Origin of the sequence: Paenibacillus sp. H1-7, from assembly GCF_022354825.1 — a bacterium.
Lineage (GTDB): Bacteria > Bacillota > Bacilli > Paenibacillales > NBRC-103111 > Paenibacillus_S.
In genome coordinates this window covers 8,346,547-8,359,652 of sequence record NZ_CP031168.1, presented here as the reverse complement: position 1 = coordinate 8,359,652, position 13,106 = coordinate 8,346,547, and the positions used below count along the sequence as shown (strand labels likewise).

Annotated in this window: 16 protein-coding genes, 2 tRNA genes and 1 rRNA gene; 17 read left to right on the top strand and 2 right to left on the bottom strand. The window is 48.8% G+C overall.

The window, feature by feature from the left end:
* Positions 1–94: 94 nt before the first annotated feature.
* From rrf to DVH26_RS36905, 10 genes are all read left to right on the top strand, one after another.
* A 5S ribosomal RNA gene (gene rrf / locus DVH26_RS36950) occupies positions 95–211 on the top strand.
* Between the two features lie 434 nt (positions 212–645).
* A complete protein-coding gene (guaB, locus tag DVH26_RS36945; RefSeq protein ID WP_239630556.1) occupies positions 646–2,103 on the top strand; it encodes an IMP dehydrogenase in 1,458 nt (485 codons plus the stop codon).
* A gap of 129 nt (positions 2,104–2,232) precedes the next feature.
* Entirely contained in the window at positions 2,233–3,522 is a 1,290-nt protein-coding gene (locus DVH26_RS36940; protein WP_239630555.1) for a D-alanyl-D-alanine carboxypeptidase family protein, read from the top strand.
* Between the two features lie 114 nt (positions 3,523–3,636).
* Positions 3,637–4,518: a pyridoxal 5'-phosphate synthase lyase subunit PdxS gene (pdxS, locus tag DVH26_RS36935; RefSeq protein WP_239630554.1), complete on the top strand. Its 882-nt coding sequence runs from the start codon at positions 3,637–3,639 to the stop codon at positions 4,516–4,518.
* A gap of 27 nt (positions 4,519–4,545) precedes the next feature.
* Entirely contained in the window at positions 4,546–5,118 is a 573-nt protein-coding gene (gene pdxT / locus DVH26_RS36930; RefSeq protein ID WP_239630553.1) for a pyridoxal 5'-phosphate synthase glutaminase subunit PdxT, read from the top strand.
* 11 nt (positions 5,119–5,129) lie between these two features.
* Positions 5,130–6,416 (top strand): serine--tRNA ligase, encoded by a 1,287-nt coding sequence (gene serS, locus DVH26_RS36925; protein ID WP_239630552.1) that lies wholly within the window; start codon positions 5,130–5,132, stop codon positions 6,414–6,416.
* A 47-nt stretch (positions 6,417–6,463) separates the two neighbouring features.
* Positions 6,464–6,553: transfer RNA gene (locus DVH26_RS36920), tRNA-Ser, on the top strand.
* A 227-nt stretch (positions 6,554–6,780) separates the two neighbouring features.
* Positions 6,781–7,125 (top strand): hypothetical protein, encoded by a 345-nt coding sequence (locus tag DVH26_RS36915; protein ID WP_239630551.1) that lies wholly within the window; start codon positions 6,781–6,783, stop codon positions 7,123–7,125.
* Positions 7,126–7,148: 23 nt separating this feature from the next.
* On the top strand, positions 7,149–7,337 hold the full coding sequence (locus DVH26_RS36910; protein ID WP_239630550.1) for a hypothetical protein: 189 nt from the start codon (positions 7,149–7,151) through the stop codon (positions 7,335–7,337).
* A 16-nt stretch (positions 7,338–7,353) separates the two neighbouring features.
* Positions 7,354–7,500: a small acid-soluble spore protein P gene (locus tag DVH26_RS36905; protein ID WP_239630549.1), complete on the top strand. Its 147-nt coding sequence runs from the start codon at positions 7,354–7,356 to the stop codon at positions 7,498–7,500.
* 61 nt (positions 7,501–7,561) lie between these two features.
* On the opposite strand, the gene DVH26_RS36900 is transcribed toward DVH26_RS36905, so the two are convergent.
* The gene (locus DVH26_RS36900; protein ID WP_239630548.1) at positions 7,562–7,768 is read right to left on the bottom strand and encodes a hypothetical protein; all 207 of its coding nucleotides are present in this window, start codon (positions 7,766–7,768) and stop codon (positions 7,562–7,564) included.
* Positions 7,769–7,933: 165 nt separating this feature from the next.
* On the opposite strand from DVH26_RS36900, the gene map reads away from it, so the two are divergent.
* From map to DVH26_RS36865, 7 genes are all read left to right on the top strand, one after another.
* Complete coding sequence (gene map, locus DVH26_RS36895; protein WP_239630547.1) at positions 7,934–8,680, top strand: type I methionyl aminopeptidase; 747 nt, start codon at positions 7,934–7,936, stop codon at positions 8,678–8,680.
* A 71-nt stretch (positions 8,681–8,751) separates the two neighbouring features.
* Positions 8,752–8,828: transfer RNA gene (locus DVH26_RS36890), tRNA-Arg, on the top strand.
* Between the two features lie 199 nt (positions 8,829–9,027).
* The gene (locus DVH26_RS36885) at positions 9,028–9,330 is read left to right on the top strand and encodes a hypothetical protein (RefSeq protein WP_239630546.1); all 303 of its coding nucleotides are present in this window, start codon (positions 9,028–9,030) and stop codon (positions 9,328–9,330) included.
* Positions 9,331–9,648: 318 nt separating this feature from the next.
* A complete protein-coding gene (locus DVH26_RS36880) occupies positions 9,649–10,131 on the top strand; it encodes an RNA polymerase sigma factor (protein WP_239635612.1) in 483 nt (160 codons plus the stop codon).
* Positions 10,128–10,652 carry a hypothetical protein gene (locus DVH26_RS36875; RefSeq protein ID WP_239630545.1) on the top strand — a complete coding sequence of 175 codons (525 nt, stop codon included), beginning with the start codon at positions 10,128–10,130 and terminating at the stop codon, positions 10,650–10,652. The genes DVH26_RS36880 and DVH26_RS36875 overlap by 4 nt, the downstream gene beginning before the upstream one ends.
* A complete protein-coding gene (locus DVH26_RS36870) occupies positions 10,652–11,737 on the top strand; it encodes a hypothetical protein (RefSeq protein WP_239630544.1) in 1,086 nt (361 codons plus the stop codon). The genes DVH26_RS36875 and DVH26_RS36870 overlap by 1 nt, the downstream gene beginning before the upstream one ends.
* A gap of 4 nt (positions 11,738–11,741) precedes the next feature.
* On the top strand, positions 11,742–12,407 hold the full coding sequence (locus DVH26_RS36865; protein WP_239630543.1) for a LiaF transmembrane domain-containing protein: 666 nt from the start codon (positions 11,742–11,744) through the stop codon (positions 12,405–12,407).
* 96 nt (positions 12,408–12,503) lie between these two features.
* On the opposite strand, the gene tadA is transcribed toward DVH26_RS36865, so the two are convergent.
* The gene (gene tadA / locus DVH26_RS36860) at positions 12,504–12,941 is read right to left on the bottom strand and encodes a tRNA adenosine(34) deaminase TadA (protein ID WP_239635611.1); all 438 of its coding nucleotides are present in this window, start codon (positions 12,939–12,941) and stop codon (positions 12,504–12,506) included.
* Positions 12,942–13,106: the final 165 nt, after the last annotated feature.

Sequence of the window (13,106 nt, the reverse complement as noted above, 5' to 3'; positions counted from 1 at the left end):
CACTTGCTCATTACACGCATCGTTTCGTATCTAGTTTTCAGGGCGCAAGACGACCTGAATGAAATACCTTATGTTTCTTGGCAGAAACATACCGTTTGGTGATGATGGCGGAAGGGAACCACGCGTACCCATACCGAACACGACCGTTAAGCCTTCCAGCGTCGATGGTACTTGGACCGAAGGGTCCTGGGAGAGTAGAACGTCGCCAAGCAACGGCAAAGAGCTTTTCTGGATAAATTCCAGAAAGGCTCTTTTTTGTTACCGTAATAGAATTTATACGATACCGAGATCATCCGATGGAAGGTGGCGATAAAACTGCCATTCTTACGAAGAGAGTTTTGCCAAAGTAAAACTTGAAGGTCACTCATTTTTGGTGGCCTCGATAGAGGTTTACTTACCATACTCAAAGCAGAAAGAAAAGGGTAAGACAACCCTTGCAGCTTTTATATATTGCATGGTGACGATGGGAATACTGAGGAGGGGGAGCAAACAATCCCGTTTACAATCCTTCTTTTCCCAATTTATAAGCCGAATATGAAGATTCTATTTCGGTTATGAAGATGGGCTTGACATGAAAATTGGGCTTTTGTTAATATTGCAATAATATCTACGGGCAAGTAAGAAATCTAAGGAGGATTAAGTTCTGTGTGGGATACGAAGTTTGCTAAAGAAGGCTTGACGTTTGATGATGTATTGTTGGTGCCAAGGAAGTCAGAAGTGTTTGGTAAGGAGATCGACATCTCAACGAAGCTAACGGATAAGATCAAGTTGAACATTCCGTTGTTAAGCTCTGCGATGGATACGGTAACGGAAGCGGCTTTGGCCATTGCTATCGCAAGAGAAGGCGGAATCGGTATTGTTCACAAGAACATGTCCATTGCGCTGCAGGCTGAAGAAGTGGATCGCGTTAAACGCTCGGAAAGCGGCGTTATTACGAATCCTTTTTCCCTTACACCAGAACATCATGTGTACGATGCCGAAGAGCTGATGGCCAAGTACCGGATCTCAGGCGTTCCGATTTGTGACGAGAACAAGAAGCTGGTAGGTATTTTGACCAATCGTGACTTGCGTTTCGTGCACGATTACTCGATCAAGATTAAAGAGGTTATGACTCGCGACAATCTGGTAACGGCTCCTGTAGGTACTACGCTTCAACAAGCGGAAGTTATTTTGCAAAAGCATAAGATCGAGAAGCTTCCTTTGGTAGACGAGCACAACACTCTGAAGGGCCTTATTACAATTAAAGATATTGAGAAGGCTATTCAGTTCCCTAACTCCGCAAAAGACATCCACGGCCGTCTTCTAGTCGGTGCAGCGGTAGGGGTCTCCAAGGACGTTATGGAGCGTACAGCGGCTCTGGTTGAAGCAGGAGCGGACTTGATCGTCGTTGACTCGGCACACGGTCACCACATCAACATCCTCAACACGGTCAAACAAATTCGTGCCCAATATCCTGATCTTCCTATTTGTGCCGGTAACGTGGCAACGGGAGCAGGGACAAGAGACCTTATCGAAGCCGGAGCATCGATCGTTAAGGTAGGTATCGGACCGGGATCGATCTGTACGACACGGATCATCGCAGGGATCGGCGTACCGCAAATTACCGCGATTTATGATTGCGCGTCGGTGGCAAGAGAATATAACGTGCCTGTTATCGCGGACGGAGGTATTAAATATTCCGGTGACGTGACCAAGGCGATTGCGGCGGGTGCAAGTGCCGTAATGATCGGAAGCTTGTTCGCAGGAACGGATGAGAGCCCGGGCGAATCGGAAATTTATCAAGGCAGAAAGTTCAAAGTATACCGCGGTATGGGTTCGTTGGGCGCTATGAAGGAAGGCAGCAAGGACCGTTACTTCCAAGAGAACGAGAGCAAGCTCGTTCCGGAAGGGATCGAAGGCCGTATCGCTTACAAAGGGCCTTTGGCCGATACCGTGTACCAGCTTATCGGAGGCTTGCGTTCCGGTATGGGTTACTGTGGTGCAGAGAACATTGAATCGCTTATCAACGACACAGAGTTTATTCGCATTACGGGTGCCGGACTTCGTGAAAGCCATCCGCATGACGTACAAATTACAAAAGAAGCTCCAAACTACTCGTTGTAATGTAATATATGGAAATATTTGAGACGCGGCCTACGGGCTGCGTTTTCTTTGTTTTGAACAGGTTTTCCCCCTGTGGTACAATATGAATTACGCGTTTACGCATCAAATTTTAAGTTGAGGAGTGAGACTGTGTTTTTTTCTGTAAGGCGAGTTTCCGTAGTATTGACGGTTGCATTGTTGGCTCAGTTGGGATTGTCATTGGTTACTCAACCTAAAGCGGCTGTGGCTGCAGAGCAGGTTGATTTAAAATTGAATGTAAAATCCGCTATTTTGATGGATGCTGCATCGGGGCAAATATTATTCGAAGATCGTGCGGACACCCCGCTGCCGCCGGCAAGTATGGCGAAGATGATGACGGAATATTTGACTATGGAAGCGGTGAAGAGCGGCAAATTCAGCTGGGATGAGATGGTCACGACAAGTCAAAATGCGGCTGATGTTATCGGGTCGGGCGGTTTGCTGGCACTGAACGAACAGGTTTCTATGAAGGATATGTTCGCAGCGATGTCGATTTATTCGGCGAATGACGCTTCGGTTGCATTAGCGGAGAAAATAGCGGGCTCCGAAGAAGAATTCGCTAAAATGATGAACGCAAAAGCCAAGGAGTTCGGGCTATCCGAGCAGGCGCATTTTATTAATGCCACAGGCTTGTCCAGAGCGGATATGGGGAAATACGCGCCGAAGGAGCTTCAAGGGGAAACACTGCTTACAGCACGCGACGCAGCCATTATTGCTTATAATATCTTAAAGGACCATAAGGAAGTACTCGAATATACAAGTATTCCATCGAAAAAGTTCCGTGAGAAAGACAAAACGCCTATGATCAACTGGAACTGGATGCTGGCAGGGAACAAAGATAATATCAACTTCAAGAAGTATGCTTATGAGGGCTTGGACGGTTTGAAAACAGGCTCAACGGATGACGCAGGCTATTGCTTCACGGGAACGGCGGAAAGAAACGGTATGCGTTTAATCAGCGTCGTTATGGGTACCCCCAAAGAACCGACTCGATTTGAGGAAACCAGAAAGGTGTTGGATTACGGATTTAGCAATTTTGAATCGAAACCGATATTGACAGCCAAGCAAGAAATAGATTCGCTAAAAACGGTAAATATTAAAAAAGGTGTAGCTACGCAAGTTCCGGTAGTGACGCAAACCGGTGTTAATTTTGTAGTTAAGAAAGGCGCAACACCGGATCAATTCACGATTACGGCGCAGCCGGTTGAAGAGAGCAAGCTTGTAGCTCCAATTAAAAGCGGAGACGTGCTTGGAACGGTCAAGGTGACTTATCAGGGTACCGAAAAAGTCGCGAATTTGATAGCGAATGAAGATGTGGAGAAGGGCAGCTGGTTCCGATTGTTTTTCCGGGCGATTAAAAACTTTTTTGTAGACATGGTTACGGGTGCAAAGAAGGAATAAAAACAAGTAAACCTGTTGTTTATTTAAACGTCTTCCTGTAAAATAATTGTTTAGTAGTTTGTGCTAATTTCGTTGATCCACGATATTATTGACATAGGTATGGAGGAATCGGACATGGAAACAGGAACATCTCGCGTTAAAAAAGGGATGGCAGAAATGCAAAAAGGCGGCGTAATTATGGACGTCATGAACGCGGAGCAAGCGAGAATCGCTGAAGCTGCCGGTGCATCTGCCGTAATGGCTTTGGAACGGGTGCCGTCGGACATCCGTGCAGTGGGCGGTGTAGCCCGTATGGCGGACCCAACGGTTATGGAAGAGGTAATGAAGGCCGTATCCGTTCCGGTAATGGCTAAGGCTCGTATCGGGCATTTCGTTGAAGCTAAGGTTTTGGAAGCCATGGGTGTGGATTACATCGATGAGAGCGAAGTGCTGACTCCTGCCGATGAAGTGTTCCATATTAACAAAAGAGAGTTCACGGTTCCTTTCGTTTGCGGCGCCAGAGATCTTGGCGAAGCGCTGCGCAGAATCGGTGAAGGCGCGTCGATGATCCGTACGAAGGGTGAGCCGGGAACGGGTAATATCGTGGAAGCGGTTCGTCATATGCGCATGATGGTCGGTCAAATTAAAAAAGTACAAGCTATGTCCAAGGACGAGCTGATGGCGGAAGCCAAAAACCTGGGAGCTCCGTACGAGCTGCTGCTGCAAGTTCACGAAACAGGCAAATTGCCGGTCGTTAACTTTGCTGCAGGCGGCGTAGCGACACCTGCCGATGCTGCACTGATGATGCATTTGGGATCGGACGGCGTGTTCGTAGGCTCCGGTATTTTCAAATCGGACAGCCCTGAGAAGTTCGCTAAAGCGATTGTAGAAGCTACGACTCACTACACGGATTACGCATTGATCGCAAAAATTTCCAAAAACTTGGGAACTCCGATGAAAGGGATCGAAATTTCCAAGCTGGACGCCACTCAACGCATGCAAGAACGCGGCTGGTAATGGTGTAAGCAAAAAGGTGGATTAGCGATGAAAATAGGAGTACTGGCTCTCCAGGGAGCCGTTGCCGAGCATATTAAGCTTATCGAGAAGGCCGGCGGCGAAGGTGTCGTTGTCAAAAAAACGGAGCAGCTGGATGAAGTGGACGGGATGATCATTCCCGGCGGGGAAAGCACAACGATCGGCAAGCTGATGAGAACCTATCACTTCATAGATGCACTGCGTTCGTTTCATGAGCAAGGAAAGCCGATTTTCGGGACATGTGCCGGCCTGATCGTCATCGCCAAGGAAATTGCCGGTGAGCCTGAAGCGCATCTTGGGCTGATGGATATCAAGGTGGCTCGTAATGCGTTCGGGAGACAGCGGGAGAGCTTTGAAACGGATCTTGACGTGAAAGGCATCGCCGACGATGTTCGTGCGGTGTTTATCCGTGCCCCGTTGATCGAAGCGGTAGGCGAGGGCGTCGAGGTATTATCCACGTACAAAGATCAAATTGTTGCCGCTCGTCAGGGGCGCTTGCTTGTCGCCTCTTTCCATCCGGAGCTAACGGACGATGAACGGATGCATGCATATTTTCTAGATATGGTACGTGAAGCGAGGTAGGAGGGGTCCCCTTGTTGGATGTAAAACTGCTGCGAAACGATTTGCAGCTTGTAGAGCAAGCGATGACCAATCGCGGCAAAACGCTCGAAGATATTAGCCGGTTTACGAGTCTCGACACCAAGCGAAGAGAGTTGCTCCAGGAAGTGGAGAGCTTGAAAAATCGCCGGAACGTCGTGTCTCAGGAAGTGGCCGCTTTGAAAAAAGCGAAGCAGGATGCGGATGCCCTGATTGAGGAAATGAAGGGCGTCGGCGACCGCATTAAAGTGCTGGATGAAGAGATTCGTGTACTGGAAGCGGACTTGAACGGAATTACGATGTCCATTCCTAACGTTCCTCATGAAAGCGTGCCGGTGGGCAAGTCCGAAGACGATAACGTCGAGATTCGCCGTGTCGGCGAGCCTGCGGCGTTCTCCTTTGAGCCTAAGGCCCATTGGGAAATTGGACAAGAGCTCGGTATTCTCGATTTCGAGGCTGCAGCGAAGGTAACGGGTTCCCGCTTTGTATTCTATAAGGGGCTCGGAGCTAGGTTGGAGCGAGCTTTAATCAACTTCATGATGGATTTGCACAGCGACCAGCATGGATATGAAGAGATGCTCCCGCCGCAAATCGTGAATCGGGATAGCTTGACCGGTACCGGACAGCTGCCTAAGTTCGAAGAGGATGTATTCAAAATTGCCGGCGAAGGCATTGATTACTTCCTTATCCCGACGGCGGAGGTTCCGGTTACGAACTATTACCGTGACGACATCTTGTCCATCGAGGACTTGCCGAAATATTTCAGCGCCTTTAGCGCCTGCTTCCGTTCTGAGGCAGGTTCTGCAGGCAGGGATACCCGTGGCCTGATCCGCCAGCATCAGTTCAACAAAATTGAACTGGTGAAGCTTACAGCTCCCGAGAGCTCGTATGACGAGCTGGAGAAGCTGACGGCCGATGCGGAGAAGGTGCTGCAGCTGTTGAAGCTGCCTTACCGGGTGCTGACTTTGTGTACTGCGGATTTGGGCTTTTCGTCAGCGAAGACGTATGACTTGGAAGTGTGGCTGCCTAGCGGCAACACGTACAGAGAAATTTCGTCTTGCAGCAACTTCGAGGATTTCCAGGCTCGTCGTGCCAATATTCGTTTCCGCCGCGATGCGAAAGCGAAGCCGGAATTCGTGCATACGTTGAACGGATCGGGCCTTGCGCTCGGACGGACCGTTGCCGCTATTTTGGAAAATTACCAGCAGGAAGACGGAAGTGTCGTTATTCCTGAGGTGCTTCGTCCATACATGAACAATTTGACGAAGATCAGCAAAAAGTAGAACTTGAAATAGCCTGATCAAATGTGATACAATCCTTTTTGTCACCCGGAGAGGTGGTCGAGTGGTTTAAGGCAGCGGTCTTGAAAACCGCCGAGGTCGTGAGGTCTCCGTGGGTTCGAATCCCACCCTCTCCGCCATAAAATTTTGTGGCTTACATAAGGATTTCATAACCTTGATTAAGAAGCTGTATCGTCCTTTGCGGATGATGCGGCTTTTTTTATTATGATAGAATGGATAAGATTCTGAGATCATCGGATGAAAAAAGGAATGGCATTAGAAGATGCGTTCCTTTTTTTACTTCCTGCCGTATCGCATAAACAGGTTGGCGGATTCGCACCTTATAGATTGTGGAGGTGTTGATAAGATGGCAAATACAGATACCCTTGCAATAGATCAGCAGCAATTGGCCGCTGCATGGTCGGAAACGTTGCCTACGGTGCTCAATGCATCGGACCGGGCGGAAGTACTAGCGGACGAGGCCGAATCTAATGCGCTTCGTTTGCATATTGCGACAGCAGGTCATTCCAACTACAGCTTTGATTTCAAATGCACGTATGTGGATTCACGGGAAGTTAAAGTGGATCTTGTGGATGTGGAGGTTGACGGACGCAATGTAGACGAACGGACAAATATCATCCAAACGATGGTTGACGACTATGTCCGTCATATTCACGAGTGCGCACAGCAGCTTCACAGCATAACGAAATAGCCACGAGCGTGGAGGGATGAGTTATGACAAAAAATAAAAGCAGTGTCGATAAAAACTTGCAAAATGTAGTCAAAGACCTGGATCAGGTGGCCGTTAACAGCCATCATGCCCAACAGCTGCAGCAGCAAACGAACGATCGCCGTCATCAAGATGCGCTGAATCATGACGAGTCGTCCCAAGAGATGTCGATTACATTAAACGATAAAGATTGATCAAGGAGGACGGACCATGCCAAAAGATATTGCCCAGCCCGTAAATCCCCCAAGCGGACAAAAAAACCGCAGCGAAAAAAACAATCAGCCGATGGAGCCTCTATCGGGCTCCAAGAAGGTTAAACAGCAAAATCACTCCCGTCACAATAACGGGGAAGGCTGATCAAATCTAATCTAAATAATGAAGCGACGACAGTTCTACATGGAGGGCTGTCGTCTTTATATTACGCATTTTTCGCGGACAAATAATGGAAACATTCTACCATCATCATTTGCGCGAGCTCTTCGTTGTCGGCATAGCCGTACAGTGTGCCCCCTAAAGCCAACTCCTCACATACGTCGTCAAGAACAGAGCAGATCGAAATCGAAAACTCATCGTAAATAATATAAAACCGATTGTCCTCCAACACGCAGCCCAACACCTCACTCATATGCTTTCCTCATTCTACCATGAACAATTTAAAAAGAGAATGGATATTCTATTTCGGCCAGCATGGACTATTGTGGTATGGGACAAATATTTGGATCGTTCCAGCAGAGGGGCATTTTGCAAACCGATGCGTACTATAGGTAATAAACGCAAAGAGGCGATGAGCATGATTATTTTGAAAACGCCGGAACAAATTGCTGCGATTCGAAAAGCAGGTCAAGTGCTGGCCCAATGTCATGAAGAGCTTAGCCGCATGATTCGTCCGGGCATCACGACGCTGGAGATTAACGACTTCGCAGAGCGGTTTATTAACGACCATGGAGCCCGCCAAGTGACGAAAGGCTATAAAGGGTTCCCTTATGCAACATGCGCTTCATTGAACGATGTGATCGCTCATGGATTCCCCAATGATACGCCTTTGCGTAGCGGCGACATTGTCAAAATGGACATCGTATGCAGCTATAACGGCTGGATGGCCGATTCCTGCCGTACGTACAAGGTAGGCGCCGTATCTCCGGAAGCCGCACGTTTGGTGAAGGTGGCCAAGGAATGCCTCGATATGGCGGTTCTGAAAGCGGTAGCAGGCAATACGATAGGGGATGTCATGCATGTAGTTCAAAAGCACGCCGAAGGAGCGGGATATTCGGTCGTAAGGGATTTGGTCGGACACGGGATCGGGCAGTCGCTGCACGAGAAGCCAACCTTTCAGCATGTAGGGAAGCCTGGAAAAGGATTTGTTTTGAAGGAAGGCATGGTTATCACCATCGAGCCGATGATCAATGCAGGTACGCATGAAATGTATGTGGAATTGGACGGGTGGACGGCCCGTACATGGGATGGCGCCTTATCGGCACAGTTCGAGCATACGGTGGCGATAACCAAGAAGGGACCGCAAATTTTAACCGAGCTGTAAAAGGTTCCCTTATTACTGCCTGCGATAATCTTTTCGCTGACGCAAATGTATGCTATAATACTCTTTGCCGCGCGCCCGTAGCTCAGCAGGATAGAGCGACAGTTTCCTAAACTGCAGGTCGTACGTTCGAATCGTATCGGGCGCGCCACTTCAAAGCTTTTCATTAAAAATAATGATCACATAAGCGATCTCCTGCGAAATCCGCAGGAGTTTTTTTTGTGCATTCTGCTTGTATTCCTGCCGTTAGCTCCTAACAGTTGAAACTCTGGACCCATGGTCAACACGTGGTAAACATTATAGAATATGCGGTAGTTATGGAAAAAAATGAAAAGTTGGAGGAGTTTTGGATGAGAGTACTTTTTACATTGCTTATTTGTGTGGCGATTGCGATAACCGCGGCAGGATGCGGAGACGCTCCTAATGCTAAAATAACGAAAGCGAAGTTTGAGAAGCTGGAGAGCGGCATGACGTACGAAAAAGCCACCGAGATTATAGGCGGCGAAGGGGAACTGATGGCTGAGACGGGCAAAAAGGGCGAAGAAATGTACATCGTTACTTATCAATACAAAGGCGATGGATTAGGATCCAATGCGATCCTGGTGTTCCAAGGCGGAAAGCTGCAAGTGAAATCCCAAAACGGGCTGAAGTAAAGCTGCCGAATTTGTTCCTCGTGGAACTATTATTCAAAATAGAGAGGGGCCGCTCAAGACTTGGAGCGGTTCTTTTTGTTGGTCTGGAAAGTGTACCTAAAAGTAGTCAGAATGAGCTCCTTAGCACGCTGCACCTTTGGGGACTTTTCTTGTTATACAATAAAAAAGATGCCACTGTAAAAAATATTTCTGTAAAGTGCAGGGGTCGTTCGCTGCAGCCGCGTCTATTACTTCGGAGAGGAGGGGGAGAACATTACAGAGGAAACAGAGTGGATCGAACGCATCGTAGCCGGCGACGTGCAATCATTTCGCTTATTGATGGCTAAATATCAATCGTATTTATACCATGTAGCGTACTCTGTGCTCCGGTCGTCTAAGGATGCCGAAGATGTGACGCAAGAAGCGCTGTTGAAAATATATGCTTCTCTCCCTCAGTATCAGCACCAAGGGTTTAAGACGTGGATCACGCGAATTACCGTGAACAAAGCGATTGACTACAAACGGTCGCTGGAGCGCAAACGAGAGCAGCTGACCGATGAGCCGGAGCTGTTATTTCCGGTTAATCCGACCCATACGGTAGAGGAGGAAGTGCTTCATAATCATAGGCGGCAGAGGATTCGGGAATGTCTGGACGATATGCCCCACAATTACCGGGACGTGGTCGTTGCCTTTTATATCGAGGATAAAAGTTATCAGGAGATAGCGATAGAGCAGGGTGTCACCCTGAAGACGGTGGAATCGAAGCTGTATCGAGCCAAACAATGGATCCGCAAGCACTGGAAGGAGGAGGAGTGGGGATGAAGCATTATTCGTTGGAACAATGGGGCCGCTATGTGAGAGAAGAACTGGCGATGGAAGAGCAGCTTGAATACGAAGCGCATCTCGGCTCGTGCGATCAATGTCTTGAACAGTATATGCAGTGTCTGGAGCTCGCTAGGGACTCGTTCCCAGTGCTGGCGGAACAAACGAAAACCGCTATGGCTGACGCCGTCATGCAGTCCATCGCGGCCTCTGTTACACAGTCAGAGGCGATCGATGCAAGGAAGCCGGAGCCGGTGACCCAGAACCACAAGAAAATCACACCATCGTTCCTGCGCCATCCCGTGTTTCATTATGCGGTGGCTGCTGCAGTAACCTTCCTCTTAATGAGTACAGGGGTGTTTCATTCGCTGGCGGAACGGGTAGGCTCTGCAGAGACGAACGTGGTAGCATCTCCGCCTGTTCAGGAAGACCGGTCCTCCGTATCGCAACGCATTATGGAAAAAACCATTGGCATGCTGGATTCGATCCAGCCTAAACACGAAAGAGGGGGGAATCGTTAATGCAACCAAAAAACCCGATGGCGGCGCTGCTGCTGTCTTTCATCCCCGGAATGGGACATCTTTATTTAAACCGTTTGTTCCGGGCTGTAATTTACGGATGCGGTTTTTTTGGACCGGTGCTGCTCATGTTCCTGCTGGTCGTATCGGGAAAATACCGTTACAACGGCGAAATTTTGGCGCTCCTGATGGCGGTGGCGCTATTCGTTGGATTCATTAACTTAGTCGATATGGTGATTACTTTAATCCGCGGGCGCGAGCCATCTCTTCAAGCTCCTGTTCCGTCGCAGGATGGAGTGTATGCTTCACCCCCGCGTCCGGATAATGAACGGTTTTTTACCATTGTATTGTCGGTCATTCCGGGTCTCGGCCATTTCCAGCTTGGCTTGATGCAGCGGGGATTGGCGTTTTTGATCGCTTTCTTCGGCTCGTTTGCGATGATCGTCTTTATTTCGGTCCTGACGCATCAGGAGGGATTTCTGGCATTTCTCGGCGTAATGCCTATCATCTGGCTGTACTCCATGTTCGACAGCATTCAGCAGCTGAACCGGAAGCAGCGGGGTGAGTTTTTGATCGATCAAACGTTTTTGGAGGATTTCCAGGAAAGCCGCGAGGACGGCAGAAAAAGCAAGATGATCGCTACGTTCCTCTCTATCATTCCAGGAGCGGGGCATATGTATCTCGGATTGCAAAAACGCGGTTTGCAGCTGATGGCTGCCTTCTTGTTCAGCATTTACATTATGGATGTGCTGCGTCTGTCCCTCTTTTTGTTTCTGATCCCGATCCTTTGGTTTTACAGCTTCTTCGACGCGCTTCAGCTTATTTCCAAGCAAGGCCGCGAAGAGCTTAGGGATTTGCCTTTTGTCGATTGGCTTATTAATCACCAGAAATGGGTAGGCATCGTACTGCTGCTGCTGGGCTTGTATTATTTAGCCGATGAAGTGCTGCTGAGCGCTCTGGACCGGATGTTCCCTCAAGAACGCATCTCGATGCTATTCCACCAATATTTCCAGACATTCGTTGTATCTGTGCTGCTCATCGGCGGCGGGATTCGATTATTGCTCGGAAGTAAGCAGAGGAGGGATTGAGCGGATGAAAAAATGGCGTGTAGGCACGTTATCGATGGGCTTGTCGCTCATAGTGCTGGGTGTCATATTATTCATGTCACAATGGAACGGGCTGCAGGCTTACGACGCGTTTATAACATGGTGGCCGTTAATTTTCGTCATGCTTGGGCTGGAAATCATCGTCTATCTACTCTTCTCCAAAAAAGAAAACACCGTGCTTCATTACGATATGATGAGCTTGTTCTTCGTCGGCGTGCTGTGTATCGGCTGTCTTGGCTTCACGCTGCTTACTTCAGCCGGCATCATGGGAGAAGTAAGGTCAATGCTGAATACAACGGAGCTTACGAAGGATCTTCCTTCCGTCAAAGAATCGCTAGGGGACGGGATCAAAAAGATCGTCGTGCAATCATCGGAGCATGCCGTCAAGGTAGACAAATCGCCGGAGAGATCGGTGCAAGTCTTCGGTACGTTCCGCGATAGAATCAAAGCGGGTGAGGAATCCCCGCCTTTAGCGAAGGAGCAGGTAGTCTCGGTCCATACGGTGGGAGATACGATGTATTTGCAGATTAAAAGGCTTCCGTCGGAGCAAGGCTTCGATTCCTACTATCCGTATATGAATGTGACGGTCGTTCTGCCGCAGGATGTGCAGGTGGAATTAAGAGGGAGCGACAATCAGGTAATCTCATCTTGAATGAAAAAAAAGCAGGAGCCCGTTTTGAATGGGAACTCCTGCTTTTTTTGTTTGCCACGAACCGTCCGCAAGGCGAAGGGGAAAAATCCATTGAAGTTATTCTTTGCCCCTCAAGCGGCGGAAAAATTGGGTCAGCATGGTGCTGCACTCTTCCTGAAGAACGCCGCTTACGACATCTACGCGATGGTTAAACCGCTCCTCCTGCAGCAAATTCATCAATGTTCCTGCACAGCCGGCTTTAGGATCCGTAGTCCCGTAGATGACCTGCGGGACTCTCGACTGCACGATGGCCCCGGCACACATCGGGCAAGGCTCCAGTGTGACGTAGAGCCGGCAATCAAGCAAGCGCCACGCCTGCAAAAACTCGCTGGCTTGTTTTATCGCGATAAGCTCGGCATGCGCCAGCGGATCGCGGGTCGTTTCGCGTAAATTATAGCCGCGGCCAATGATTTGGTCTTTCCACACGACGACGGCGCCGATGGGCACTTCCTTCAGCGCCTCGGCTTTGCGCGCTTCCTCGATGGCGGCGTTCATAAAAGGGATATGTTCTTGCACACAGACACCTCATTCAGGATGGTTACTTATCCACAAACAGGGATAAACGAACAAATATTCGATTTGTTAACATGCTGTGGATAACATTGTGGATAACTAGGTTATTATGCACATTTCATTATAAAAATCTGGGGATATTGACGC